The following is a 26,031-nucleotide window of genomic DNA, read 5'->3' on the forward strand; positions in this document are numbered from 1 at the left end:
GGTGTAGACTTGGGATAGTTCATCGATGGACAAGCACCTTGGAAACAGAACACGCCAAAGAAAACGGAGGGACGCATGAGCAAAAGACCCTATCAACACCTGCCGCCGCTGGAACACAGGCCGGACGGCTCCCCCTACCGCATAACCCCGCCCCAGAAGAGACGAGCCAGCAGCCTGATACGCCGGGAGTGTTGTTGCTGTGAGGACGGCAACTGCATTGTCCTTGATGATGGGGACACCTGCACCTGCCCGCAGACGGTTTCTTTCTCGCTCTGCTGTAAGTGGTTCCGCTGGGCGGTCTTGCCGCTGGACGGGACGCTGGAAGCGGAAATTTTCCGGGATAAGGACTTGAAACGCTGCGCGGTCTGCGGGGCGGCCTTTGTCCCCAAATCCAACCGGGGGAAATACTGCCCCGGCTGCGCCGGGTGCATGAAGAAACGCAAAGCCGCCAATGTCGGTCAGAGAGGGAAGCAAGCGGCTTTCTCTCTGTGCCGACAAGCCCTCGGCAGAGCGCACGCACCCGTAAGGGTGTATAAGTGCGCCCTTTGTACCAAAGGGATTATTCGCTTTTCCCGCCCTCGGTGCGTTTTTTCAGATAGCCCCGCGCTTCCTCGCTCGTCAGGGCAAGCCGGAGAAAGGCGGCGGCTTCTTCGTCGGTCATGGTCTTTGCTTCTGGCACAATGCTCTCAAAGACCGCACCCCGGACGATCAGCCGATGGCTGCGCGTCCTGCGTTCCTCTTGGGATAACTTTTGCCGCAACACCTTTTCCCGATTTTCAAGCTGCCGGATTTTCTTCTTCCCGTCCTCAATCTCGGCTTGCAATTCCTCGCGTTTTTTTCTCTCGGTTTCGTCATGGGTGGTCACTCCTTTCTACCTGTCGGCATAGAAAAAGGACAGTCGATTTCCTCGGCTGTCCTTTTGATTAGGGTGTTTGGTTTACTCCGTTCTGCTCAATAAATGGGAATATTAAATATCAATACGCCCTTTAATACATTCCTATTAAAACATCAGCTTCGATTGTCAAATGTGTGAGAGTACGCCAATCAACGCAATCTTTTTCAACGCAAAAGAGAAGCGGCGTCATTTCAATAAACGACATTCTTTGTTCTGATGACAACTGTACGGTGGCTGAAACCGTTTCTCTTGAAATGGTTTTAAGATATTTCTCAAAATATTCAACGACAGACTCATTTGAATAATCTGGATTTTTCAAGTGTGCTTGCACTTTAGTCCTGATTTCCCTCAAATGATTTTTCGTAGGAATTACTTTCACAACATATCCGTTAGGAGATAGCAATCGCTGAAATTCTTTGTAGTGTGCAGGCGAAAATATGTCTAAAATACAATCCATACTTCCGTCTTTCAAAGGGATTTTTGATAAGTCAGTAACAAACCACTTCACTGCTTTGCGCTTGTCTTTTTTTGATGCAATCTGTATTGCCTCCCTTGACAAGTCAAAGGCAAAGATGTTTCGTTCTGTTCTTTGCTGTATCTGCCTTGCATAGAAACCCTCGCCGCAACCAACATCTAAAATGTTTCTTATAGATGGCGTATCAGAAATAAACTGTATGATTTTCTCCAACACAACATCATACATGCCATACTCCAAAATTTGGTGCCGGTTGTCAAAAGACCGCTTGCTGTAGTTGGTTTTGGGCGATGATTTTAACAACAAATTTACATACCCATATCTTGAAATATCAAAGCAATGTCCATGTCTACAAATTAGGCTATTGCCTTGTATATCCATTGATTTTGTGCAAATTGGGCATTGAAAATAAACCTTGCTGTCTGCAAAGCGTGATAAATTATTATTCATTTGTTTTTCCTCCGTAATTACATCTCTGCTTCAATAAGCGAGTTATGCAATACGGATAACCGCAACATAACTCGCGGTTTTATCTTAATCTCATAAATGTAACCATTGTGTTGTCCTCCAATCAATTCCGCAGTATTACTCTGCTTTTAGAAAAAGTATAGCACAAAACTATGAACATTTCAACTCTATTTCAGCCTGTCGGCGACGTTGCTCTCTCTGGCATACCGCCGCGCCGCTTCCCGCCGTTCCTCGCTGTATGGGGCGGTCAGACGGAAAGAGAAGCGGCCTTTCTCAATGTCAAACTCCATGCAGCCCGTTTCCGGGTCTGCGTCGGTCTGGCGGCACACATCGGGGTGCTGCTCGGCATAGGCGGCAAGCCGCTTCTTCAAGTCGGTGTTGTGGGTACGGATATGGATCAACGGGTCTTTCTCATCAAACCAGATGTCTGTGACCTTTTTTTGCTTGGGAAGCCCTGTTCGCATAAACTCTCCTTTCTGCGCCCTCGTTTGGAGAGAGGGGCATTTTTGAGGGAATTTTCCCGGCTCTTGACTTGGGGAAAATGGGGATTTTCAAATAGAAACCGCCCCGGCGAACCATTCTTCGTCCGGGCGGTTCCTATCGCGTGATTTTCGTTTTTTCCGGCTCTTGACCGTCCTGCAAGCTGTCGGCAAGTATCACTTTGAGCAGCTTGTCGCGGAATGTTTCTGTGCCGCTGTGGTTGAAAAACAACTCCGCAACGATGGTCTGTCCGTCCCTCTGTGTCGTGATAACACTGTTGGGGGATTGAGGTGTCCCGTTCTGTTCTGCCATAGGCGGCTCCTTTCTCCGGGCGCAAAAGAGGGACTTCCCGTAGCCGGAAAATCCCTCTTGGTTGTCGGTTATTCTGTTTTACTGTGCGGGCTGTGCGGCGGCGGTCTGCGCCTTTCTCCTTGCCCGGTATTCCCGCGCCTTGATACGCTCATACTCCCGTTGCTTTTCAAGGTTTCGCGCCCGGTACTCCCTTGAATATTGCCGGTGGTAGGCGCGGCTCTTTTCCTTTTTGGCTTCTTCGATTTCCTCCCGCATTTGCCGGATTTCCTGCTCGGTCGGCTCTGCGAGCTGTGTCACTTCGTTCTCAAATTTGCCGATATAGTTGAAATATATCCCGATGTGCTGAATGGCTTGTTTTGCCCTTTTCTTGTCGCGCTCATGCACTTCAATCCGGCTGATAAACTCGTTGAGAATGGCGGGGGTCAGGTCGGTAAAGGCAGCGTAGCGTTCCGTCAGCTTCAAAAACTTCTGTGCCCGTCCGCCCGCGTTCTCAAAAGCGGATAGCTGCTCTTGCAGCTCGGCAAGCTCCGCTTTCAGCGCATAGTATTCTTCTGAATACTTCTGCGACATTTGCTCATAGCGGTCTTGCGGGATCGTGCCGAGGGCGTTGTCCTCATAGAGCTTATTCAGCACCTTGTCAATCTGTTCAAGGCGCGTCGTGATTTGCGGGATACGTTTCTGCTGTTTCTTGGTCTGGTCGGTCTGCTGCATGGCAAGGCTCTTTTTCACTAAGGCTTCAAACTCCGCCCGGTTGCTGATAGAGTAGTCCTCGATTTTCTTTAGCGCTTCCGCGACGGTCTGCATGAGCAAGTCTGCGTCGATGATGTGCGGGGAATGGCACTTGGGGTTTTTGGCTTTCCCCTTGTGGTACTCGCTGCAATAGGCAACGTGCCGCTTGCCGCCATTCCGATAATCTATGCGAATGTGCATTTTTGCGCCGCAATCCTTACAGAAAAGCAAGCCCGACAAAGGGTGGATTTCCCCGTCCCCGTTGGGGCGTTTGACGGGCGCGTTTTCTAAAATCCGCTGTACGGTTTCAAAGTCGGTGCGGTCAATAATCGGCTCATGCACATTTTCGGTTATCTGCCATTGGCTCCGGTCTACATAGTGGTTCCGCTTGTCGCGGAAGTGCTTTGTGGTCTTGAAGTTGACAACATCACCGCAATACTCCTGCCGCGTGAGGATATGGGTCAAGGTGGCTTTGTTCCACTTATAGCGGTTATCCTCATTGAGCGTCCTGTTTTTACACGTTCCCCGTCCCCGGTCTTTCATGTAGAAAGTGGGGGTAGGGATTTGCTCGTTTTTCAGATATACGGCGATTTGGTTGCGGTTCTTCCCGCCGATAAACAGACGGAAAATAAGGCGCACAACCTCGGCGGCTTCCTCGTCGATTATCCAAAATCCTTGTTGTCCGGGTCTTTGACATAGCCGTAGGGGGCTTCGGTGGCAATCGGCTTTCCACTCATGCCCTTCGTCTTAATGCCGGTCTTTACTTTCTTGCTGATGTCCTTTGCGTACCACTCCGACATGATGTTGATAAAGGGCGCAAACTCCAATGTATCGGGCTTTTCGCTGTCTATCCCGTTGTTGACTGCGATAAAGCGCACATTGTTCCGTCTGAATATCTCCATCGCATTGCCGACTTGGAGATAGTCACGCCCCCAGCGTGTCAGGTCTTTCATAATGCAGACACCGATTTTCCCGTTCTCTACATCGTCCATCATGCGGGATTAGGCAGAACGGTCAAAAAATCTGCCGCTCTCGTCATCGTCAATGTAGTGCCGGATATTGGTTAAGTGCTGCCCTCTGGCATAGTTCTCCAAAAAGATTTTCTGGTTCTGTATGCTGTTGCTCTCGCCGCCGTCCCTGTCCTCGTCCCCTACGGAAAGGCGGGAGTAAAGGGCTGTGATTTTGTTGTAATCATTCATGTGCATATCCTCCTGTGCGTCCATGTAGAGTTCTTTACACTTAAGATTATGCACTCCAACGTGCGCTGCCGTATTCTGCGCCCTTGCGGTATTTGCGGGCATTTTTCCCTTTGAAATAGACAATCAGACGGATAACCACCGCGCCCACAATGCCAATAAGCAAATCCAACGGGTGAACGCTCGGCAAGGCATTTGAAAACGCTTCGGAAAATCCCTGTGTGATATTGAGTATCTTTTCGGAAATATCCGCGCCGGGGGCAAGCCGCACCGCCTGTCCCACCTTATCAAAGAGATAGACAAAGAACACATACGGGATATTCGGGATTATCAGCTTTTTGTAGTTTATCTGCTTCATATCTCGCGCCCCCTGTCTATTTTCTTTACCTTGTCGCGGGCGGCGTTAAGCTGCTTCGCCTTGTCCTTTGCTGCGGCAAGGGCTTTGCGGATAGAGGGCTTTTTATCCCTGTTCAGCTTCTTTGCGGAAAACTCTTGAAACGCTGCGGTCATAACGTCCGCGTCCCTGCCTTTGAAAAACACAAGGTAACGGGTCTGTTCGCCCTTAACCTTTTTCAGCGAAAAATCTATGTTGTATTTCTTCGCGGTACTCTCAAAGGCTTTGATATTGCTGTCGGTGATCTCGATGTTGGAAACCCCCGCATTTTGCTTCATAAGCTGCCGCATGGTCTGTTTCCCATGCGGTGCTTTGCTTTTCTGCTCCAAAAACTTCTTGATTGCTTTCTGTAACGCCTGTTCGGTAAGCCTTGCCGCGCCTTTTCCCACGTTGACGGATAGGGCAATCGTTTTTTGGGTTACTTCCTCCTGCAAGGTATCAACTCCTTTCCCGGTAAACTGCGGCTATGCTCATTTGCTGCCGTAAAAGTCGTGATTGACAAGGGCGGTATAGTAGCTGTCAATGGTACTCGGCGCGTTGAACAGCACCGCTTTTAGATACTGCTTGATGTTGCGGATTTTGGTTGTGTTCTCCCTCATGCAGTCCAAAACAAACTCAACGTGGCTGCTGTTCAGCTTCATAAACTTTGATTTGACAAGTTCGGCGGGGTAGTCGTCCCCGGCGATACGGATTGTCTTTCGGGCTGTGCAGACGGTTTCCAGCATGATTTCTACAATCTCGTCCAAACGGTCTTTATCCATTTTGGGGTCTTGAATGAGAATGTCATAGTCGATGTTTTCTTTGATGATTTCCCGATAAATCTCTATTGCACTGTTTGTTTTCGCTTCCGTTCTTTTCCTTTCCGGCGGCGCAGCCGCTTCGTCCTGCTCATAAGGCAAGGGATTTAGGGAATGGAAAGGAATGGAATGGGTACTTGATAGATCAGTAATTGATTGTTCTTTACTTGATATATCTTTATTTAATTGCGTTGGATTTTCCAACGTAGGTTTTTCCTGCGTAGGTTTTTCCAACGTTGGATTATCCAATGTTGGATTTTCCAATGTAGGTAAATCCAATATAGGCGGCTGTCCGCCGCTGGTAGCTGCTTCCGGCTCTCGCGGCTGCGGCTGCTCGTATATGACGTAATCTGCGCCCCGCAAGCGTCCCTTTTCGTCGCGCTCCCGGCTGCGCACGATATATCCGGCTTTTTCGAGTTCCTTTACCGCTTCGCGGATTGCGTCGATCTTCTCCCGGTTGATATGGGATAAGCCCGCAAGGGTATAATCCCAATCTTCGGGCAGCGAAAGCATTTGCGACAACAAGCCCTTTGCCTTTAAGGACAATTCTTTGTTTCGCAAGTGGTGGTTGCTCATAACGGTATATCCCGTATTTCGCTCCACTCTGAAAACTGCCATATTTCCTCACTTCCTCTCTTGGTATGCGTGGACAATTAGAAAGCCGTTTTCGGCTGTTTTGGTATTGCAATATGCCCTTTGCCGTTTTCGCGTCTGCAAAGCCGCATGGCACAAGGGCTTTTGCCCGTCTATTTGTCCATGCTGGCGTGCGTTTTCCGCGTCCTTTTGCCGGGGCAATAGGGACACTCTTTGAAAACGCAAAACTCATATTTCCACCCGGGGCGGTAGAAACGGCAAGTGCCGCAATCTTCATCATCTCCGGCACAACCGGATTGATAGCGGTCAAATCCCGGCTTCTGCTGCATGAGCAGTTCAAACGCCCGCTGCTTACCCTTTGTGAAATACATTCCGGCTGCACCTCCTTTCCTGCGGGCATAAAAAAACGGCGTTACTTTCTCCCCCAAAGGGGTTAAGGTAACGCCGTTTGTGTGCGTATTCAGTTTTTAACACATTCCCTGTCTATCCGCTGTCCGCAAAACCATTGATTTTATTAGCTTTTTGCCGCTATCGCTATCACACCTCATTATTCCAGCGGCCCGGATTTCAAGCCATGCTTGCGGACATTGAAGCCGGGAAAGTGGGTACGGTCATCGTCAAGGACATGAGCCGGTTAGGGCGAAACTACTTGCAGGTAGGGTTTTACACGGAAATGCTGTTCCCTCAAAAGGGTGTGCGTTTTATCGCTGTCAACGATAATGTGGACAGTGCCAGCGAGGGCATGGACAACGATTTTACCCCGCTGCGAAATCTGTTCAATGAATGGCTGGTGAGAGATACGAGCAAGAAAATCAAGGCAGTGAAAAAGTCAAAAGGCATGAGCGGCAAGCCTGTTACCAGCAAGCCGGTTTACGGCTATGTGATGGACGAGGACGAGAATTTTATTATAGACGAGGAAGCCGCCCCGGTGGTGCAGCAGATTTACCAGCTTTGCCTTGCCGGGAACGGCCCGACCAAGATTGCCCGTATGCTGACGGAGCAGCAAATCCCCACGCCGGGGACGCTGGAATATCAGCGGACAGGCAGCACCCGCCGTTATCACCCAGGCTATGAGTGCAAATGGGCGACCAACACCGTCGTTCATATCCTCGAAAACCGAGAGTACACCGGATGTCTGGTGAACTTCAAAACGGAAAAGCCTTCTTATAAGGTCAAGCACAGCATAGAGAACCCCGTCGAGAAGCAGGCCATTTTCGAGAACCACCATGAGCCGATCATCGACAAGGAAACATGGGAACGGGTGCAGGAGTTACGCAAACAGCGCAAACGCCCGAACCGCTACGATGAAGTGGGGCTGTTCTCCGGGATTTTGTTCTGCGCCGACTGCGGCCATGTGCTGTATCAGCAGCGGTATCAGAACAAAGACCGCAAACAGGACTGCTACATCTGCGGCAGCTACAAGAAGCGCACCCGCAACTGTACGGCGCACTTTATCCGCACCGATCTGTTGACCGCTGGTGTCCTGGCAAATCTCCGGCAAGTGACCGAATACGCAGCCAAGCATGAGAGCCGGTTTGTGAAACTACTTGTCCAGCAGAACGAGATCGGCGGCAAGCGAAAGACCGCCGCAGCCATCAAGCAGCTTGAACAGGCGCAGGAACGCATTTCTGAAATCAGCCGCATTATCAAGCGGCTGTATGAGGACAATGTAAACGGCAAAATCAGCGATGAGCGTTTCATGGAACTGTCGGCTGACTACGAAGCCGAGCAAGCGGAGCTGAAAAAGAGAGCCGCCGCCCTGCAAGCCGAACTGGACAAGTCACAGGCAGCTACCGTCAACGCCGAGAAATTTATGGGCATTGTCCGCAAGCACCTTGCCTTTGAAGAACTGACCCCCACTCTCTTGCGGGAAATGATCGAGAAAATTGTGGTGCATGAGTGCAGCTATGATGAGAACGGCACCCGCAGGCAGGACATTGAGATTTATTACAGCTTTGTCGGCAAGATTGACTTGCCCGAATAACCGCCCGACCTATCCGACACAATGGCCAAGTGTCGGATAGGAACGGCAAAATTTTTTGCACTTCTATTGCTTCTTTATCACACATAAGCAAACGAGCCAGGCATCAAGTGCTCCCAGACAGGCACCGGTTGCGTCGGACGCACCGATTTCGTGAATACATTTTGTTGCAAATTCCATAGTGTCATCTTCTCCTTTCAAGGTCAGGCTGCAAGATAGCGGATATTTCATCAGGACTGCAGCAAGTAATTTTATGCACGTTACTGCATTTTTTATTAGGTATCTTCTCACCTGTTTAGCATGATATTGTCAAATTTTTACTGCGTGAAACAAAATCAACAAGCATTGCTTGTGTGATGGTGCTTGATAATTTACACGATTAAACCTAGCTTATCAATAGGCGCTTTTTACACTTTTCATTATATTTCGGGGCGCTATAATGAAGAAATGTAAAATAAAAATAATATTTCTGTTGCATGGTCCAGAATAGCAGTTGTATAAGTAAGTAAATTGTGTAACATCATTTACAAATCTATTGAAATACTAGGCTTTGAGAAAAAATTTTCCTGTTTTTTGTTGACAGATGCTTTGACAAGTTGTATATTTTTACTCACAAGTTAATATACGAGCGATGAAAAGAAGAGTACGCAAGGAGTACTGCCACAGAGAGCTTCCGTTTGGTGCAAGGAAGTGCAGGAGACTTTGCCGAAGATGGTCTTGGAGCTGATTGGCTGAAGCGTAAGTTTAGGTCGTCCGGGTGCACCCGTTACAGTGCTGAAGTATTAATGGCTTAGTCCGGCGTACTTGAGGAGGCTGCTATCGTGAGGTAGCAGTGAAATTGGGTGGTACCACGAAGTTTGCTTTCGTCCCTTACTGCATAATGAAAATGCGGTATGGATAAGACGAAGGCTTTTTTTATTTTACTTTTTGCAAAGGAGACGATGAATTATGTTAAAAAAATTATTGGTTATTGCGTTATCTGTAGTGGCTTTGGCGGCGGCAGGCTGCGGCGGCGGTGACAAACAGGCTCAAATAACGATTAAGGTTGGTGCTACCGCCGGTCCGCATGCCGAGGTTGTGGAGGCTGCAGCCAAGGAAGCGGCTAAAAGTGGCCTGAAGGTACAGGTTGTGGAGTTCTCGGATTATGTTACACCGGACAAAGCTTTGGCAGATGGCGAGCTGGATTTGGTAAGCTATCAGCATAAGCCCTTCCTGGATAACTTTAACAAGACTAATAAGACTGACCTTGTGCCCATCGGCAACGCTATTTTAATGCGCATGGGCATTTACAGCGATAAGTTGCATGATGTGAAGGATATTCCTGACGGTGCAACGATTGCTATTCCTAACGACCCGACAAACGGCGGACGCGGTCTGCTGCTGTTGCAGCGTGCCGGCTTGTTGAAATTGAAGGATGGCGTTGGCATGAAGGCTACACCGAAGGATGTTGTCGATAATCCCAAGCATCTGAAATTTAAGGAGCTGGAGGCAGCACAGCTGCCGCGCAGTCTGGCTGATGTTGATGCTGCGGCTATTACCATGAACTATGTAATGAGCGGTGGCTTGGATGTTAAAAAGCAGAATATCTTCCTTGAGCCAAAGGACGAGCCGTTGGCTGTAATGATTATTGCTGCCCGCAACAAGGATAAGGATAAAGAGGCTTATAAGGCTTTTGTGAAGGCTTATCAGTCCGAGGCTGTGAAGAAGTTTATTGCCGATAAATATAAAGGAACCATTGAGCCTGCATTTTAATATTTATGTAGCGATATATTGATATAGATAAAAGGCTATAGTTTTACATACATCAAAAAAGCACGGGCAGATACCCGTGCTTTTCTTCATTATATAAGGTATATTTTTTACCACCCTACTCCAATCCAGGGGCCGTGGTGATGGCCGCCGCCGATGCCGATACCTATGCCGATCGGGAAGTTCCAGCCACCCCTGCGGCTTTGCTTTTCGCGTTCAATCTTCATAAACCACAAGCGATAGATTTTACCGCCGTTTTCCAGCTTTTTCGGCGTATCCTTATCGGTGATAATCTTATAGCCGTTGAAGTTGGCGTTGGAGCTTTCGTAATCGCTGAGCATTTTGTTCATCTGCGCAAAGGTAGCCTTGTTATTGGTATATAAGCGCAGCATTTCGGTATTGGGCATGGTTAAAATCAGCTGCTTGCGCAAAGAGCGGTCTGTTGCCAATCCCTGGTAAACCTCTACCCTGTCCTCCTTTATTTTTACATATAGCAGGTCTTCGTTATTGCCGGCTTGCAGGCGGTCATTCATTACTGCCGCACTGATGGTTTCCATCGGTTTGATTGCGTTCAGATCATCGGCAGCCTTAGTTTTATCTGCGGCGAGCGCCAGCGCGCTGCAGCAGCACATCAGTAAGCAGGTTAACAGTAAAAGCAGTTTGCGCATAATTCTCCCTCCTTTGGAAGCTGATGGGAAAAATCTACATAAAAGACTTATATAATCCTCAATAATATGGTATCATATTTACGTAAATTTGTTAACTGAACTTTAGGTGATATCTGAGGAACAGTGGATATTTAAATACGAGGAGATTATATGAAGAAAAATAACCTGATTTGGATAATTATCTGTAATATCCTGGGAGCACTGCTTTTGGGAAGCTGGCTGGCAAGCACCCCTACCGCCGGCTATCACGGACCTTGGCTGGCGCTGGACCAAAGTGTCTTTTATTTCTTTAACCAGAAGCTGGCGCAGGGAACGGCCTTTACTTATTTTATCGCTTTTGTTAATCTGCGTGCCTTTGATGTGGTGGCCTTTGTGGCGATGCTGGCGATTTTTTACAGCTATTACCGCAAAAGCAATGTTGAAGGCAAGCGCTGGCTGTTCTGTATCGGTGTTGCGATGCTGGTAAGTGCGGTAATCATTAAGCAGTTTGATAAGCTGCTGCCGATTGACCGTGCAAGCGCTTCCGTTTATTTTGACCAGCTGTATCATAATGTAAACTGGGTTAGCCAGCTGAGCGGCTGGCCTGCCAAGGATTGTTCCGGCAGCAGCTTCCCTGGTGACCATGGCATGATGCTGTTGATATTTGCTGTGTATATGTGGAAATATATCGGCAAGGACGCTTTTGTTAAAGCACTGGCTGTATTTATTATTTTCTCTCTGCCCCGTATTATGGGCGGTGCGCATTGGTTTACCGATGTTTTCGTAGGCTCCGTTTCTTTTGTCCTGCTTGTTTTAAGCTGGATTCTGCTGACACCGCTTTCAGATATCTTTATCGGCTGGCTGGAGAAAAAGCTGCCGCTTAGATGGTTTGTGAAAAAGAGAGAGTAAAATTTCAGTCTGTTGCCATTTTTAGTTTTTCTTACAGTAAGACTGAAATGGCAGCAGCTTTTTTGTATATAATGAAGGAAATGTCTTCGGGGCATATCATGTCCCACTATGGACTTTTTTATTTTCGCTTCCCTCTTCTATTTTTTGCAGATTTGTGATAAAATTTAGATGTATTTTTATGAGAAAATTCAGCAAGGAAGTGACGGAATGGAATTTGTAAAATCTGCTGATGTAGTCGTTATTGGTGGCGGCATTGTAGGTACTGCTGTATTGCGCGAGCTTTCCAAGTATGACCTGAAATGCGTTCTGCTGGAAAAAGAGCCGGACATCGCTATCGGCACTACTAAAGCTAACAGTGCAATTCTTCATGCTGGCTTTGACGCTCCTACCGGCAGCCTCAAAGCTATTACCAACGTTCGTGGCAACGCTCTGTACCACGAGCTGCAAAACGAACTGGACCTGGATATTAAATGGACCGGTTCCTTGGTTGCTGCAACCACCGACGAGGAAATGCAGACTCTGCAGGAGCTGCTGCAACGCGGTAAAAAGAACGGCGTTGAAGGCCTGCAAATCCTGTCTAAAGAAGAAGTTCTTGAGCAGGAGCCTAACCTGACCACTGTCAAGGGTGCTCTGTGGGCTCCGAGTGCCGGCGTATGTTGGCCGTTCGGTGCTGCTATTGCTTTTGCTCAATGCGCTGTACAAAACGGTGCAGAAGTTATCCGCGACTGCAAGGTACTGGGCTTCGTTAAGGAAGACGGCAAAATTACTGGTGTAGAAACCAATAAAGGCACTATTGCTGCTAAATATGTGGTTAATGCTGCCGGTGTTTATGCTGACGAAATCGCTAAGCTGGCCGGTGATGATACCTTTACCATCACTCCGCGTAAGGGCGAATATATTCTGTTTGATAAGACTGCCTGCAGCAGTCTGGTTTACGGCGTGGTATTCCCCACTCCGACCAAAAAATCCAAGGGTATTCTGGTTTGCACCACTACCCACGGCAACACCTTCATAGGTCCTAACGCTAATGAGCAGGATTCCAAAGAAGATAAGGCTGTTACCACTGCCGGCATGAATGAAATCATTGCTTCTGCCAAGAAGCTGATACCGAACCTGCCGATGGGCGCAGCTATTACCGAATTTGCCGGCCTGCGTGCCGTTTCCAGCACCGGTGACTTCGTACTCGGTCCTTCCGAAAAGGTTGAAGGCCTGTACAATGCTGCCGGTATGCAATCTCCAGGTCTGACCGCAGCTCCTGCTGTAGGTGAGCTGATTGCCAACGAAATTGCCCGTGTAAGCGGCGCTGCCAAGAAGGCTGACTTCAAGGCTGCTCTGCCGAAGCATAAAGCATTCAACTATATGACTGCTGATGAAAAGGCTGCCAAGATTGCCGAAGACAATCTGTACGGCCGCGTAATCTGCCGTTGCGAAACTGTTACCGAGGGCGAAATTGTAGAAGCAATCAACTCTCCTGTAGGCGCACGCACTGTTGACGGTGTAAAACGCCGTACCCGTGCAGGCATGGGCCGTTGCCAGGGTGGCTTCTGCGGTCCGCGTGTTACCCAGATTCTGGCACGCGAGCTGAACATTTCTGTTCCCGAAGTATTAAAAGAACGTACTGATTCCAATATGTTCTACGAAAAATATTCTGCAGATGGCGGGGAGGAATAATAATGAACCAATTATATGATGTAATTATTGTTGGCGGTGGCCCTGCCGGTCTGTCTGCTGCTTACAGCGCATGGCAGAATGGTGCTAAAAAAATCGTTGTTATCGAGCGTGACCGCGAACTCGGCGGTATCCTGCAACAGTGCATTCACAATGGCTTCGGTCTGCATCACTTCAAGGAAGAGCTGACCGGCCCCGGCTATGCACATCGCTGCATCGAGCTCGTTGCTGATAAACCTGAAATCGAAACCCTGGTTGATACCATGGTATTAGATGTACAAAACAATAAAACCGTTATTGCCGTTAATCCGGAAAAAGGCTTGCTGAAGCTGGAAGGCAAAACTGTTATCCTGACTATGGGCTGCCGTGAGCGTACCCGTGGCGCTATCCGTATTCCGGGCGAGCGTCCCGCAGGCGTTTTCACTGCCGGCGCTGCTCAGCGTATGGTTAATATGGAAGGCTATCTGCCGGGTCACAAAATCGTTATCCTCGGCAGCGGTGACATCGGCCTGATTATGGCTCGCCGTATGAGCCTGGAAGGCTGCAAGGTTCAGGCTTGCCTGGAAATCTGCCCCTTCTCCAACGGTCTTACCCGTAATATCGTTCAATGCCTGAACGACTATGATATTCCTCTGTACCTCTCCCACACCATCGTTGCTATCCATGGTGAAGAGCGCGTAACCGGTATCACCGTTGCTAAGGTTGACGAGCGCATGACTCCGATTCCGGGTACTGAATTTGATATCGAGTGCGATACCGTACTGCTGTCTGTAGGTCTGATTCCTGAGAACGAGCTGTCCCGCGGCCTTGATCTGGAAATGAACCCGCTGACCAACGGTCCGGTTGTTGACCAGCATCGTGAAACCAGCTTAGACGGTTTCTTTGCTGCCGGCAACGTAGTACACGTACATGACCTGGTTGACTTTGTATCCGAAGAAGCTGAAATCGCAGGCAAATATGCTGCACTGAAGGCTCAGGAGAAAATGGCTACCGAGAACCGTACCGTAACCGTAAAGGCTATTGACGGCGTACGTACCTGCGTACCGCAGAAGCTGACCATGCCTGCAGAAATTCCTGCTGACGAAAAGGTTAAGCTGTTCATGCGTGTTGCTGCACCGCACCGCAAAGTTAAGCTGGAGGTTAAGAGCGGCGACAACGTTCTGCTGAGCCGTCCTCTGCCCGTAGCAAAGCCCAGTGAAATGATTGCCGTAGAAATTCCGGCTGCAAAATTTGCCCAGATCGGTGACGAAGTTACCGTAGGTCTGGTGCTGTAAGGAGGGTATAAAATGGCTGTTGAAACTCGTGTTATGAACTGCATTATGTGCCCTATGGGCTGCGAGATGACTGTTACCATTGAAAATGGTGCAGTTACCAATGTTACCGGCAACACCTGCCCGCGTGGCGCTAAATATGCTAACGATGAAGTTACTGCTCCGAAGCGTATGCTGACCTCTACCGTTGCTGTAGAAGGCGGTATGCTGCCTTTGCTGCCTGTAGTATCCGCTAACGTACTGCCGAAGGAACGCATCCTGGACTGCGCACGCTTTCTGCGTAGCGTAAAGGTTACCGCTCCGATTAAAACCGGTGACGTTGTAGTTAAGGATATTCTCGGCCTTGGTGTAGATATTATCGCCAGCCGTGATATGTAATCAGCTGAGGATTCTTCTGTTACATATAATATAGTAAAAATTGAAAGAGCTGCAGTTGCACTACTCTGCGTAGTGTAAAACTGCAGCTCTTTTTGTGTATGAGTGATGAGGATGAAAAGAAGGATGTTAATCAGGTGTTTTTGGCAATTACCGCACCCAGTACAGCACCGATGATGAAGCTGGTGGTAGCTTTTTTGTTGCTGTCCTTTTTCGTTACGTAATTGTCGTTCTTATAACGCTTGTCATAGCGGTCATGTCTGTCATAACGATCATTCTTGTCGTAGCGGTCGTGTCTGTCATAGCGGTCTGAATGACGCGGTGGCGGAGCATCGTGCCTTTCGTGAGCGGATGCTACGCTTGCCAGCGGCAGAGAGAGCACCATGGCAGCCATAGCAATTGCTGTGGTTTTCTTCATATACTTGGTTAATGTTGTCATCATATTTGGCACCTTCTTTCTTAAAGTGGTTGTTTACCTTTGTTGCTTTTATTATAAAGGCAGTATATGGCGAAATTATGACGATTTTATCTGATTTACAAAAACTAAGCAGAAAAAATTGTAAAGACTTTAGCATTTTACTTATTTGGATATAAAAAAAGTGCTTTTTTTACTTGGTTAATACGCAAAGAGAAGATTTTACGTTATTATAATAGTAGTTATTAATCAACCCCCTTCCCCGTCAGTCGGCAAAGGAGGCTGTAGCATGAAGGCTGTTACCTATCTGAAACAATTTCTTTCCTTGAAATCCCTGTGCCTGATTATAGGCGGCTCGCTGGTATATTCCATCGGCTTTAATATGTTCATTTTGCCATGTAATCTTTATAATGGAGGCTTTTTAGGGATAGCACAGCTGCTGGGATATTTTATGAGAAACGTCCTGGGACTGAGCTTTGTTACCGATAACTATATCGGCATTATCTATTTTCTCCTGAATATACCCCTGATGTTGCTGGCTATACGTAAGTTCGGCAAGGATTTTTTAGTGAAATCTGCTGTCTGCATTACAAGCTACAGCGTATTGCTGAGCCTTGTGCCTGTTGCGGAACATAATTATCTGCCCGATACGATTGCGGCTTGTCTGGCAGGCGGTATCCTGTGCGGCCTGGGATGCGGCATGACGCTGATGAGCAAGGGCAGCGGCGGCGGTGAGGGCATTCTGGGACTGCTGCTGATGCACCGGTATCACAATATGAGTGTAGGTAAGGTCTTCAATATTATTAATATCTTTGTCTTTGGCAGCTGTATTCTATTATATGATGTAGCTGCGGCAGTCTACTCCATCTTCTTTGCTGTGATTACTTCCGTTGTTCTGGATAAGGCTTATCTGCCAAGTATTACGGTAACGATGATTGTAATTACTAAAATAGATTTGGTAGAAGAGGTTATTTTTGCTGCTGTACATCGTGGTGTAACTAAAATTAAGGGCATAGGTGCCTATAGCGGTGAGGATACCAATGTGCTTTTGACAGTTGTTTCTAAGGTTGAGTCGATGAAATTACGTCATTTACTGGAAGAATGTGATCCGAATATCTTTATTATTGAATACGAAAATGTATCGGTGATAGGAAATTTTGAAAAAAGATTATAGAAATTTTTACCGAAAAATGAAGTTTTGCAAGGTGTTTTTAGCGATTTTTCGTAGATTTTTATAGAAATTTTGAAGTTTTTTCAGGTGCTTCAAAGCGTGTATACATGATACTTTATTTGTCCACGAATCCAAGTGTTTCACTAAAAAATCTTAAAAAAGTTGTAAAAAAGGTGTTGACATTACCTTGCCCACGTGGTATTATATACAAGTCGCCGGGATACAGCGACAAACACAAACAACAAAGTTGCGAACAGACGCAACAGAGTGAACCTTGAAAACTGAACATTAAACCTAGAAAAAAGCGAATGTGCGGGTCGAGCGCGAAAGCGCAAGACCAAGTCAAATAACTTCTTTTTTAAATAATAAGAGCTAGATTAGTTCTTCAATAAACTTTATTGGAGAGTTTGATCCTGGCTCAGGACGAACGCTGGCGGCATGCCTAACACATGCAAGTCGAACGGAGAAAGTTCAACACCAAGTATTTCATCCGCTGAAGTGTAGCGGTAAAAATTGCGAAGCAATTTTTACTACGCATTAAAAGCATGAACTAACACGGCGGTTGAAGTATTAGGTGTTGAACTTTCTTAGTGGCGAACGGGTGAGTAACGCGTGGGCAACCTGCCCTCTAGATGGGGACAACATCCCGAAAGGGGTGCTAATACCGAATGTGACAGCAATCTCGCATGAGGATGCTGTGAAAGATGGCCTCTATTTATAAGCTATCGCTAGAGGATGGGCCTGCGTCTGATTAGCTAGTTGGTGGGGTAATGGCCTACCAAGGCGATGATCAGTAGCCGGTCTGAGAGGATGAACGGCCACATTGGGACTGAGACACGGCCCAGACTCCTACGGGAGGCAGCAGTGGGGAATCTTCCGCAATGGGCGAAAGCCTGACGGAGCAATGCCGCGTGAGTGATGAAGGAATTCGTTCCGTAAAGCTCTTTTGTTTATGACGAATGTGCAGGTTGTGAATAATGACTTGTAATGACGGTAGTAAACGAATAAGCCACGGCTAACTACGTGCCAGCAGCCGCGGTAATACGTAGGTGGCGAGCGTTGTCCGGAATTATTGGGCGTAAAGAGCATGTAGGCGGTTTTTTAAGTCTGGAGTGAAAATGCGGGGCTCAACCCCGTATGGCTCTGGATACTGGAAGACTTGAGTGCAGGAGAGGAAAGGGGAATTCCCAGTGTAGCGGTGAAATGCGTAGATATTGGGAGGAACACCAGTGGCGAAGGCGCCTTTCTGGACTGTGTCTGACGCTGAGATGCGAAAGCCAGGGTAGCGAACGGGATTAGATACCCCGGTAGTCCTGGCCGTAAACGATGGGTACTAGGTGTAGGAGGTATCGACCCCTTCTGTGCCGGAGTTAACGCAATAAGTACCCCGCCTGGGGAGTACGTCCGCAAGGATGAAACTCAAAGGAATTGACGGGGGCCCGCACAAGCGGTGGAGTATGTGGTTTAATTCGACGCAACGCGAAGAACCTTACCAAGGCTTGACATTGAATGACCGCTCCAGAGATGGAGCTTTCCCTTCGGGGACATGAAAACAGGTGGTGCATGGCTGTCGTCAGCTCGTGTCGTGAGATGTTGGGTTAAGTCCCGCAACGAGCGCAACCCCTATCCTATGTTACCAGCGGGTAATGCCGGGGACTCATAGGAGACTGCCAAGGACAACTTGGAGGAAGGCGGGGATGACGTCAAGTCATCATGCCCCTTATGTCTTGGGCTACACACGTACTACAATGGTCGGCAACAGAGGGAAGCAAAGCCGTGAGGCAGAGCAAACCCCAGAAACCCGATCCCAGTTCGGATTGCAGGCTGCAACTCGCCTGCATGAAGTCGGAATCGCTAGTAATCGCAGGTCAGCATACTGCGGTGAATACGTTCCCGGGCCTTGTACACACCGCCCGTCACACCACGAAAGTTGGTAACACCCGAAGCCGGTGGGGTAACCGTAAGGAGCCAGCCGTCTAAGGTGGGGCCGATGATTGGGGTGAAGTCGTAACAAGGTAGCCGTATCGGAAGGTGCGGCTGGATCACCTCCTTTCTATGGAGTACATGAGCAAGGAAACTTGTTCGTACGACAAGTCGACGCACATTCGCTTAGGTTAATGTTTAGTTTTGAAGGTTCAAATCCTTCTATTGTACCTTGAAAACTTCAAACAGAAGAATAAAAGTCCTTGTTGTTGATGAGATGACAAGGCACCTCTAATCAATGCGAAAGCAAAGAGAATGAGTTAACGAGATCTAGGAACGCAAAGTTCTTAGTAAGCTGAAAAAGTCAAGCTACTAAGGGCATACGGCGGATGCCTAGGCGCCATCAGCCGATGAAGGACGCGGTAAGCTGCGAAAAGCTACGGGGAACTGCAAGCAAGTATTGATCTGTAGATGTCCGAATGGGGAAACCCACCTGCCGTCATGGGCAGGTATCCGAAAGGAAGGGAACCCGGGGAACTGAAACATCTAAGTACCCGGAGGAAGAGAAATCAAACGAGATGCCCACAGTAGCGGCGAGCGAAGAGGGCAGAGGGCAAACCGGTGAGCTACGGCTCGCCGGGGTTGAGGACTGCATTTAGTCTTAATGGTCTATCCGAACTACCTGGAAAGGTAGGCAATACAGTGTAAAAGCCACGTAGGTTAAAGACCGGAGAGATGAGCAGTATCCAGAGTACCACGAGGCACGAGGAATCTTGTGGGAAGCCGGGGGGACCACCCTCCAACCCTAAACACTGAATGGCGACCGATAGCGCATAGTACCGTGAGGGAAAGGTGAAAAGAACCCCGGGAGGGGAGTGAAAGAGAACCTGAAACCGTATGTCTACAAGCAGTCGGAGCGAAAGCGACGGCGTGCCTATTGAAGAATGAACCAACGAGTTACGTGCACTAGCGAGGTTAAGTGGAAGACACGGAGCCGAAGCGAAAGCGAGTCTTAAGAGGGCGGATAGTTAGTGTACGTAGACCCGAAACCGCAGTGATCTACCCATGTCCAGGTTGAAGCGCAGGTAAAATTGCGTGGAGGACCGAACCTGTGAGCGTTGAAAAGCTTTAGGATGAGATGTGGGTAGAGGTGAAATTCCAATCGAACGCGGAGATAGCTGGTTCTCCCCGAAATAGCTTTAGGGCTAGCCTCAAGTAGTAAGTATAGGCGGTAGAGCACTGATCGGGCTAGGGGCCATAAAGGTTACCGAACCCTGTCAAACTCCGAATGGTTATACTGTAGAGCTTGGGAGTCAGACTACGAGTGATAAGATCCGTGGTCAAAAGGGAAACAGCCCAGACCACCAGCTAAGGTCCCCAATGTCGTACTAAGTGGAAAAGGATGTGGGGTTTCTAAAACAACCAGGATGTTGGCTTAGAAGCAGCCACCATTTAAAGAGTGCGTAATAGCTCACTGGTCGAGAGACCCTGCGCCGAAGATTACCGGGGCTAAAGTACGAAACCGAAGCTGTGGCTACGACATATGTCGTGGGGTAGGGGAGCGTTCTGTGAGGGCTGAAGTCGTTCTGTAAGGAACGGTGGACTTCACAGAAGTGAGAATGTTGGTATGAGTAGCGAAAAGAATGGTGAGAATCCATTCCACCGAAAGCATAAGGATTCCTGGGCAACGATCGTCGTCCCAGGGTAAGTCGGGACCTAATCCGAGGCATGGAGCGTAGGAGATGGACAACTGGCAGATATTCCAGTACCGGTAATGATTGTTTGAGCGATGGAGTGACACAGGAGGGCAGGCAGGCAGGAGATTGGTTGTTCCTGTACAAGCGTGTAGGATGGGACGCAGGCAAATCCGCGTCCTGTGAGTCTGAGGCGTGATGTGGAGGTTCCGGAAACGGAACTGAAGCTGCTGACCCCACACTGTCGAGAAAAGCTTCTAGTTAGAGAATTACCGCCCGTACCGTAAACCGACACAGGTATGCGGGGAGAGAATCCTAAGGTGCGCGGGAGAACCCTCGTTAAGGAACTCGGCAAAATGTACCCGTAACTTCGGGATAAGGGTAGCCGCTGTTGTGAAGTCTGAACAGACGGAGCATGAGGCGGTCGCAGAGAAGAGGCCCAAGCGACTGTTTACCACAAACACAGGTGCCTGCTAAAGAGAAATCTGACGTATAGGTGCTGACACCTGCCCAGTGCCGGAAGGTTAAGGAAGGATGTCCGGAGCAATCCAAAGCATTCGACCGAAGCCCCGGTGAACGGCGGCCGTAACTATAACGGTCCTAAGGTAGCGAAATTCCTTGTCGGGTAAGTTCCGACCCGCACGAAAGGTGTAACGATTTGGGCACTGTCTCAACGAGGGACCCGGTGAAATTGAAGTACCTGTGAAGATGCAGGTTACCCGCGACTGGACAGAAAGACCCCATGGAGCTTTACTGTAACCTGACATTGGGTTCTGATACATCACGTACAGGATAGGTGGGAGGCATGGAAGCGAGGACGCTAGTCTTCGTGGAGCCGCCGTTGGGATACCACCCTTGATGTATCGGAATTCTAACCGTAGGAGTAACGAAACTCGGGACAGTGTCAGGCGGGCAGTTTGACTGGGGCGGTCGCCTCCCAAAGAGTAACGGAGGCGCCCAAAGGTTCCCTCAGCGCGGCCGGAAATCGCGCGAAGAGTGTAAAGGCAGAAGGGAGCTTGACTGAGAGCCAAACACGGCAATCAGGTACGAAAGTAGGGCTTAGTGATCCGGTGGCATCCAAGTGGAAGGGCCATCGCTCAACGGATAAAAGCTACCCTGGGGATAACAGGCTAATCTCTCCCAAGAGTCCATATCGACGGGGAGGTTTGGCACCTCGATGTCGGCTCATCACATCCTGGGGCTGAAGTCGGTCCCAAGGGTTGGGCTGTTCGCCCATTAAAGTGGTACGTGAGCTGGGTTCAGAACGTCGTGAGACAGTTCGGTCCCTATCCATCGCGGGCGCAAGAGATTTGAAGGGGGCTGCTCCTAGTACGAGAGGACCGGAGTGGACGAACCAATGGTGTACCAATTATCTCGCCAGAGGTATAGTTGGGTAGCTACGTTCGGAAAGGATAAACGCTGAAAGCATCTAAGCGTGAAACCAGCCTTAAGATGAGATCTCTCATAGAGCAATCTAGTAAGACACCTTGGAGAAGACGAGGTTGATAGGTCGGGAGTGTAAGTACAGTAATGTATTCAGCGGACCGATACTAATATGTCGAGGGCTTGACTTGAAGCAAAGACCCGATTTGTCGCAAGCAAAGCGAAGCGAGAAATCGAAAAGGTTGTGCAAACATCGAAAACAGCGACTGAATAAGGAGCGGTTTTCGATGAAGAAGTCAGCTTAAACAAAACGTTAAAAAGAACTTAACGGTTCATTCTTCTGTTGAAGTTTTGAGGGTACAAACCTCAAAATTAAATAATCCGGTGGTGATGGCTAAGGGGATCCACCTGTTCCCATCCCGAACACAGTAGTTAAGCCCTTATACGTCGAAAGTACTTGGCTGGAAGCGGCCTGGGAGGATAGATAGCTGCCGGTTAGAAAAAAAGAACCTGTACCAATGGTACAGGTTCTTTTGCTATGGGAAAGCATAATTTACATTTTCTTTTTGGCTAGTGTATAACATCTAAAGAAAATTTCCCAAAACCGGGCGAAATTTTAATCGTGCAACGTAACTATAGGTGAATATAATTTATGGAAGCGTATTTCAATAGTGAAGTATGCGTTTCTGGTGTGTTAGTTACGAGGTGACAAGTATGACTTACGAAGAAATGAAATCTAGCGGCAGTAATATGGAAATTATTCCTTGCAAAAGAATGCAGTGCAAGGGAGCAGCTCCATGTGTGCTTAACATCAATTCATATATGAATGTATATGAGTTTGAAGACAAAATCATGAAGTATATGTGTAATATGCGCCCTGTCATGGACGAATTCATCTGCGTAAATCTTGATGTAATTGCAGATAGACCCGTCGACTTCATCCAAAGTCTGGTTGAAGGATATATTCGCTATGATGGCGTACATATCAAGAAAAACTATCGTGTTGAGTATGGCAAAATGGATAAAGAGGGCAATAATCATATCTATGTTCTTGAAGCACCAGATGGAGCGTGCGACTATGATATGGCAGTTTCTGTCTTCGCTATAGTGTGTATTGAAGGAAAAGCTCCGTCAGATTGGAACTGGAAAGAGATAACTGAGGAAGTGTTTGCGAAAAAAGAGGAAAGTACAGAAGTCATGCATGTTGAAGGGATTGACTGGAAGGAAGTAGCTTTTGCTAAAAGAAGGATGAGTCGTGTGTTAGGTGCTGTTGTTGGCGATATCGTTGGTTCTGTATATGAATTTAATGAAATAAAAACGAAAGATTTTCCTTTATTCTCCGAGCATTGCTGCCCAACTGATGATAGCATGATGACTTTGGCTGTTGCGAGTGCTTTGGTAGAATGTGAGAAAGATTACAGCAAACTTGCTGCTGAAACCATAAAACAAATGCAGCTTTGGGGAATGAAATATCCTAAAGCAGGTTACGGTAGTATGTTTTCTGATTGGCTCTGCTCGAATAATCCCCAACCGTATAATAGTTTTGGTAATGGCTCGGCGATGCGCGTTAGTCCTGTAGTATATTTTGCTAAATCTTTGGAAGAAGTAAAAGAGCTCTCTAGGATAGTTACCAGCGTAACGCATAATCATCCGGAAGGTATAAAAGGTGCTGAAGCTACTGCAGTTGCAGCCTATATGGCTTTGCACGAAAGCAAAAAAGAAGAAATTTTTGCTGTGATAAATGCTGAGTACTATCCGATGAATTTTACGTTAGACGAGATACGAGCTGACTACGAATTCAATGAAACGTGTCAGGAAACTGTACCGCAGGCATTAAAAGCTTTTTTCGAAGCGACTGATTTTGAAGATGCGATCAGAAATGCCATATCTATAGGAGGTGATAGTGATACAATTGCTGCTATTACAGGCGCGGTTGCAGGTGCTTATTATGGTGTACCGTTACATATTGAGCATAAAGCCTTAAAATATCTTGATAAATTGCAGGTAAGTGCTTATTATCGCTTTGTGAAATATCTATGCGGAGATGCAGAATGGTTTGAAGAATCTTAAGATGGGCATACTGACAATGACAAGCCTTTGGTTGTTCTTTCGTATGTATTAGGGATGGGAGATGATTGATTTTGACTATTTGGAGATTACACGTTAATACTAGTGGTGGTAATTGCGCTGATATTTGCCTTAAAAATAAGGTGATGGCTATGGGATGGTCTATTACTGACCGACACATCGAAAATTTTACCGAAGCTAGGAAAAAGAAAATTTGTGAACAACGTGTAAATATACATTCTTATAAAGATTATGAGAAGCTGATTAAGAAGTGGAAGGTTTATGATGGTAAATCGTATGTTCCTGCTACTGTGCGTAAGTTATACTGGGAAGTCAAGCCTGATGATTTAGTGTGGATTCGCTATAAAGGCATTTATTATCTTGGTAGAGTTGGAGACACAAGTCAATGGATCTATAAGATCAATCAGGATAATTTACAAAAAGATGCAGCTATTCAACGAACAGATATCGAATGGTTGGCAGTTGGTGATGAATCTACAGTACCTGGGTTTGTAGCAACGGCATTTATTAAAGGAAGAACTTTACAACGCATAAATTCTGAAGCAGTGCAAATATTTTCTCAACACTACTATAATACTAAAATAGGCAAAGAGCATTATCAAGGATTGACTATTGAAGCTAATCCAGAGGAATTTTATGATTTGCTTTCTCCAACTGATTGCGAAGATTTGGTGTGTGCGTACTTGTCCTATGAATATAAATATATAGTGATTCCGTCAACCAATAAGAAATCTACAGAACTTTATGAATGTATTTTACTTGATCCTGAAGATAGAAGTCATGTATATATTCAAGTTAAAAAAGGTAATGTAGATATTGATGCAAACGACTTTAGGCATTTGCAAGGCAAGGTTTTCTTATTTACGAGCGAAGGAACAGTAAAAAATCTTGATTCCAATAATGAAAATATAAAATGTATATCGCCAGAAGAATTGTTCAAGTTTGCTATGTCTGATGCAGCAACAAATATTGTTTCTGATAGCATTAGCTATTGGACGGAATATATGCGGAAGGCATTGAAATGAAATCTCTTCTCCTCACAGCCTTCGACCCCTTCGCTCATTACATAATGAATCCATCGTGGGAAGTCGTACAGGCTTTACCTGAAACTATAAATAACTATCATATTCATAAGCTGCGCGTGCCTAACATCTTTGGCCTTGCGCCGCGCCTGCTGCTCGAGGAAGCACAGCGCGTGCAGCCTGACGTCATCCTTATGACGGGCATGAACAGCGGCACGACGAAAATAGATATCAATCTTGCGGCATTAAACATCAAGGATGCGCTTATCGAGGATAATATGGGACGCAGGCCATGGAATGAGCCAATTCTTGCTGACGCCCCCGCCGCCTACTTTGCTACGATTCCTGTACATGAAATAGTCCGCTCTTTACGTGCGCAGAAGTTGCCCGTACAGCTGGAGTTCGCTTCCGGCGGCTATGTCTGCAACGAAATTTTTTACCGTGCTGCCCATGCCTACGCCGGTACGACAACGAAGGTTGGCTTTGTACATGTGCCGCTCCTGCCGGAAATGGTGTTTGACGAGAGGCTTGCTAGACCTTTAGAGGAAACCAGCGCAATTTTAAAAGCTATTATCGAGCGTCTTTAATATGAGCCATACAGCACGAAGCTGTCTGGCTTTTTCTTTTTTCACAAAGCTTCTGCTGAATTTGTATGCTTATCCGCTATTCTTTTTGCTTAGTAAGCGTTATAATATCATTATACTTTCAGAAGGCAGGTGCAGCGATGTACTTTCAATATGGCGAAACAGAAATAAATTATCTTAAGCGCAAGGATAAAAAGCTGGCGTGGGCTATAGAGCAAATCGGTCATATCGAGCGCAAGCTGGACGCTGATTTATTTGCCGCTGTTGTACGTCATATTGTCGGTCAGCAGATATCATCTAAGGCACAGGCAACTGTTTGGGCGCGTTTGAAGGCAAGGCTGAAAGTTGTTACACCTTTTACGGTGCATGCTGCGTCGGCTGAGGAGCTACAGGGTTTGGGTATGAGTCTGCGTAAGGCAGAATACATCAAGGATTTTGCGGACAAAATTGTTAGCGGCGAGTTTGATTTGCAGGCCGTGGAGCATATGAATGATGCAGAGGCAATTACAGCTCTGAGCAGCCTGAAGGGTATCGGTAAATGGACGGCAGAAATGATTTTGCTGTTCTGCCTGCAGCGACCGGATATTTTAAGCTATGACGACTTGGCAATTCAGCGCGGTTTACGGATGCTGTACCATCACCGCAAAATTACGCGTGAGCTGTTTGCCAAATACCAAAAGCGCTATAGTCCCTACGGCAGTACGGCAGCCATCTACCTTTGGGAGATTGCCGGCGGTGCGATAGAGGGTATGAAGGATTATGCGCCTGCGAAAAAACGTTAAATTATAAGGGTTCTATTCCCCTTAGTGCT

The 26,031-nt window shown here is 47.4% G+C and carries 19 protein-coding genes, 3 rRNA genes, 4 pseudogenes and 1 other annotated feature; of the genes and pseudogenes, 15 read left to right on the forward strand and 11 right to left on the reverse strand.

The window, feature by feature from the left end; translation table 11 throughout:
• Positions 1–75: 75 nt before the first annotated feature.
• Positions 76–486 (forward strand): annotated as a pseudogene (locus M5E81_RS00090) (cysteine-rich VLP domain-containing protein); the annotation flags it as partial.
• Positions 487–559: 73 nt separating this feature from the next.
• Here the strand turns inward: M5E81_RS00090 and M5E81_RS00095 are convergent.
• The 9 genes and pseudogenes from M5E81_RS00095 to M5E81_RS00145 form a co-directional block, all read right to left on the reverse strand.
• Positions 560–855: pseudogene (locus M5E81_RS00095) on the reverse strand (DUF3847 domain-containing protein).
• A 131-nt stretch (positions 856–986) separates the two neighbouring features.
• Positions 987–1,820 carry a methyltransferase domain-containing protein gene (locus M5E81_RS00100; protein WP_002584969.1) on the reverse strand — a complete coding sequence of 278 codons (834 nt, stop codon included), beginning with the start codon at positions 1,818–1,820 and terminating at the stop codon, positions 987–989.
• Positions 1,821–2,005: 185 nt separating this feature from the next.
• Positions 2,006–2,302: a P-loop NTPase family protein gene (locus M5E81_RS00105; RefSeq protein ID WP_070087571.1), complete on the reverse strand. Its 297-nt coding sequence runs from the start codon at positions 2,300–2,302 to the stop codon at positions 2,006–2,008.
• A 133-nt stretch (positions 2,303–2,435) separates the two neighbouring features.
• Positions 2,436–2,630 carry a transposon-encoded TnpW family protein gene (locus M5E81_RS00110; protein ID WP_249747557.1) on the reverse strand — a complete coding sequence of 65 codons (195 nt, stop codon included), beginning with the start codon at positions 2,628–2,630 and terminating at the stop codon, positions 2,436–2,438.
• A gap of 78 nt (positions 2,631–2,708) precedes the next feature.
• Positions 2,709–3,998 carry a DUF4368 domain-containing protein gene (locus M5E81_RS00115; RefSeq protein WP_249747558.1) on the reverse strand — a complete coding sequence of 430 codons (1,290 nt, stop codon included), beginning with the start codon at positions 3,996–3,998 and terminating at the stop codon, positions 2,709–2,711.
• A 116-nt stretch (positions 3,999–4,114) separates the two neighbouring features.
• Positions 4,115–4,913: pseudogene (locus M5E81_RS11360) on the reverse strand (recombinase family protein); the annotation flags it as partial.
• Complete coding sequence (locus M5E81_RS00135) at positions 4,910–5,383, reverse strand: PcfB family protein (RefSeq protein WP_006775667.1); 474 nt, start codon at positions 5,381–5,383, stop codon at positions 4,910–4,912. The gene M5E81_RS00135 and the pseudogene M5E81_RS11360, both read right to left, overlap by 4 nt.
• Positions 5,384–5,419: 36 nt before the next feature.
• The gene (locus M5E81_RS00140; protein ID WP_021748558.1) at positions 5,420–6,364 is read right to left on the reverse strand and encodes a DUF6017 domain-containing protein; all 945 of its coding nucleotides are present in this window, start codon (positions 6,362–6,364) and stop codon (positions 5,420–5,422) included.
• A 128-nt stretch (positions 6,365–6,492) separates the two neighbouring features.
• A complete protein-coding gene (locus M5E81_RS00145) occupies positions 6,493–6,711 on the reverse strand; it encodes a hypothetical protein (protein WP_002604486.1) in 219 nt (72 codons plus the stop codon).
• A gap of 164 nt (positions 6,712–6,875) precedes the next feature.
• Here M5E81_RS00145 and M5E81_RS00150 point away from each other — a divergent pair.
• Both M5E81_RS00150 and M5E81_RS00155 read left to right on the forward strand, forming a co-directional pair.
• Positions 6,876–8,324: pseudogene (locus M5E81_RS00150) on the forward strand (recombinase family protein); the annotation flags it as partial.
• 619 nt (positions 8,325–8,943) lie between these two features.
• Positions 8,944–9,195 (forward strand) — a binding site (T-box leader).
• A gap of 74 nt (positions 9,196–9,269) precedes the next feature.
• Positions 9,270–10,073: a MetQ/NlpA family ABC transporter substrate-binding protein gene (locus M5E81_RS00155; RefSeq protein ID WP_249747561.1), complete on the forward strand. Its 804-nt coding sequence runs from the start codon at positions 9,270–9,272 to the stop codon at positions 10,071–10,073.
• Between the two features lie 107 nt (positions 10,074–10,180).
• Here the strand turns inward: M5E81_RS00155 and M5E81_RS00160 are convergent, their stop codons facing one another.
• Positions 10,181–10,738 carry a hypothetical protein gene (locus tag M5E81_RS00160; protein WP_009145289.1) on the reverse strand — a complete coding sequence of 186 codons (558 nt, stop codon included), beginning with the start codon at positions 10,736–10,738 and terminating at the stop codon, positions 10,181–10,183.
• A gap of 150 nt (positions 10,739–10,888) precedes the next feature.
• On the opposite strand from M5E81_RS00160, the gene M5E81_RS00165 reads away from it, so the two are divergent.
• From M5E81_RS00165 to M5E81_RS00180, 4 genes are all read left to right on the forward strand, one after another.
• Positions 10,889–11,626, forward strand: coding sequence for a phosphatase PAP2 family protein (locus M5E81_RS00165; RefSeq protein WP_249747562.1), 738 nt, complete (start codon positions 10,889–10,891; stop codon positions 11,624–11,626).
• Between the two features lie 207 nt (positions 11,627–11,833).
• Positions 11,834–13,297 carry an NAD(P)/FAD-dependent oxidoreductase gene (locus M5E81_RS00170; RefSeq protein WP_040565033.1) on the forward strand — a complete coding sequence of 488 codons (1,464 nt, stop codon included), beginning with the start codon at positions 11,834–11,836 and terminating at the stop codon, positions 13,295–13,297.
• Between the two features lie 2 nt (positions 13,298–13,299).
• On the forward strand, positions 13,300–14,568 hold the full coding sequence (locus tag M5E81_RS00175) for an NAD(P)/FAD-dependent oxidoreductase (protein ID WP_009145285.1): 1,269 nt from the start codon (positions 13,300–13,302) through the stop codon (positions 14,566–14,568).
• 12 nt (positions 14,569–14,580) lie between these two features.
• A complete protein-coding gene (locus M5E81_RS00180; protein WP_009145284.1) occupies positions 14,581–14,943 on the forward strand; it encodes a DUF1667 domain-containing protein in 363 nt (120 codons plus the stop codon).
• A 130-nt stretch (positions 14,944–15,073) separates the two neighbouring features.
• On the opposite strand, the gene M5E81_RS00185 is transcribed toward M5E81_RS00180, so the two are convergent.
• A complete protein-coding gene (locus M5E81_RS00185) occupies positions 15,074–15,382 on the reverse strand; it encodes a hypothetical protein (protein WP_249747563.1) in 309 nt (102 codons plus the stop codon).
• 262 nt (positions 15,383–15,644) lie between these two features.
• Between M5E81_RS00185 and M5E81_RS00190 the strand changes: the two genes are divergently transcribed.
• The 8 genes from M5E81_RS00190 (at position 15,645) to M5E81_RS00225 (ending at position 26,002) form a co-directional block, all read left to right on the forward strand.
• The gene (locus M5E81_RS00190; protein WP_249747564.1) at positions 15,645–16,529 is read left to right on the forward strand and encodes a YitT family protein; all 885 of its coding nucleotides are present in this window, start codon (positions 15,645–15,647) and stop codon (positions 16,527–16,529) included.
• A gap of 392 nt (positions 16,530–16,921) precedes the next feature.
• A 16S ribosomal RNA gene (locus tag M5E81_RS00195) occupies positions 16,922–18,579 on the forward strand.
• A 232-nt stretch (positions 18,580–18,811) separates the two neighbouring features.
• Positions 18,812–21,717 (forward strand): 23S ribosomal RNA (locus M5E81_RS00200).
• A 189-nt stretch (positions 21,718–21,906) separates the two neighbouring features.
• Positions 21,907–22,023: ribosomal RNA gene (gene rrf, locus M5E81_RS00205) — 5S ribosomal RNA — on the forward strand.
• The 16S, 23S and 5S rRNA genes sit together here, the layout of an rRNA operon.
• 217 nt (positions 22,024–22,240) lie before the next feature.
• On the forward strand, positions 22,241–23,596 hold the full coding sequence (locus M5E81_RS00210) for an ADP-ribosylglycohydrolase family protein (RefSeq protein ID WP_249747565.1): 1,356 nt from the start codon (positions 22,241–22,243) through the stop codon (positions 23,594–23,596).
• Between the two features lie 71 nt (positions 23,597–23,667).
• The gene (locus M5E81_RS00215) at positions 23,668–24,639 is read left to right on the forward strand and encodes a hypothetical protein (RefSeq protein ID WP_249747566.1); all 972 of its coding nucleotides are present in this window, start codon (positions 23,668–23,670) and stop codon (positions 24,637–24,639) included.
• Complete coding sequence (locus M5E81_RS00220) at positions 24,636–25,223, forward strand: pyroglutamyl-peptidase I (RefSeq protein ID WP_249747567.1); 588 nt, start codon at positions 24,636–24,638, stop codon at positions 25,221–25,223. The genes M5E81_RS00215 and M5E81_RS00220 overlap by 4 nt, the downstream gene beginning before the upstream one ends.
• Before the next feature lie 137 nt (positions 25,224–25,360).
• Entirely contained in the window at positions 25,361–26,002 is a 642-nt protein-coding gene (locus M5E81_RS00225) for a DNA-3-methyladenine glycosylase family protein (protein WP_249747568.1), read from the forward strand.
• The last annotated feature ends 29 nt before the right edge of the window (positions 26,003–26,031 follow it).

The sequence above is a fragment of the Phascolarctobacterium succinatutens genome (genome assembly GCF_023497905.1).
Lineage (GTDB): Bacteria > Bacillota > Negativicutes > Acidaminococcales > Acidaminococcaceae > Phascolarctobacterium_A > Phascolarctobacterium_A succinatutens.

Coding starts and splice junctions, on each gene's coding strand:
- M5E81_RS00110 (WP_249747557.1), bottom strand. CDS start 2,630: ATGGCAGAACAGAACGGGACACCTCAATCCCCCAACAGTGTTATCACG.
- M5E81_RS00155 (WP_249747561.1), top strand. CDS start 9,270: ATGTTAAAAAAATTATTGGTTATTGCGTTATCTGTAGTGGCTTTGGCG.
- M5E81_RS00180 (WP_009145284.1), top strand. CDS start 14,581: ATGGCTGTTGAAACTCGTGTTATGAACTGCATTATGTGCCCTATGGGC.
- M5E81_RS00210 (WP_249747565.1), top strand. CDS start 22,241: ATGACTTACGAAGAAATGAAATCTAGCGGCAGTAATATGGAAATTATT.
- M5E81_RS00190 (WP_249747564.1), top strand. CDS start 15,645: ATGAAGGCTGTTACCTATCTGAAACAATTTCTTTCCTTGAAATCCCTG.
- M5E81_RS00175 (WP_009145285.1), top strand. CDS start 13,300: ATGAACCAATTATATGATGTAATTATTGTTGGCGGTGGCCCTGCCGGT.
- M5E81_RS00145 (WP_002604486.1), bottom strand. CDS start 6,711: ATGTATTTCACAAAGGGTAAGCAGCGGGCGTTTGAACTGCTCATGCAG.
- M5E81_RS00220 (WP_249747567.1), top strand. CDS start 24,636: ATGAAATCTCTTCTCCTCACAGCCTTCGACCCCTTCGCTCATTACATA.
- M5E81_RS00100 (WP_002584969.1), bottom strand. CDS start 1,820: ATGAATAATAATTTATCACGCTTTGCAGACAGCAAGGTTTATTTTCAA.
- M5E81_RS00105 (WP_070087571.1), bottom strand. CDS start 2,302: ATGCGAACAGGGCTTCCCAAGCAAAAAAAGGTCACAGACATCTGGTTT.
- M5E81_RS00160 (WP_009145289.1), bottom strand. CDS start 10,738: ATGCGCAAACTGCTTTTACTGTTAACCTGCTTACTGATGTGCTGCTGC.
- M5E81_RS00185 (WP_249747563.1), bottom strand. CDS start 15,382: ATGATGACAACATTAACCAAGTATATGAAGAAAACCACAGCAATTGCT.
- M5E81_RS00140 (WP_021748558.1), bottom strand. CDS start 6,364: ATGGCAGTTTTCAGAGTGGAGCGAAATACGGGATATACCGTTATGAGC.
- M5E81_RS00165 (WP_249747562.1), top strand. CDS start 10,889: ATGAAGAAAAATAACCTGATTTGGATAATTATCTGTAATATCCTGGGA.
- M5E81_RS00170 (WP_040565033.1), top strand. CDS start 11,834: ATGGAATTTGTAAAATCTGCTGATGTAGTCGTTATTGGTGGCGGCATT.
- M5E81_RS00225 (WP_249747568.1), top strand. CDS start 25,361: ATGTACTTTCAATATGGCGAAACAGAAATAAATTATCTTAAGCGCAAG.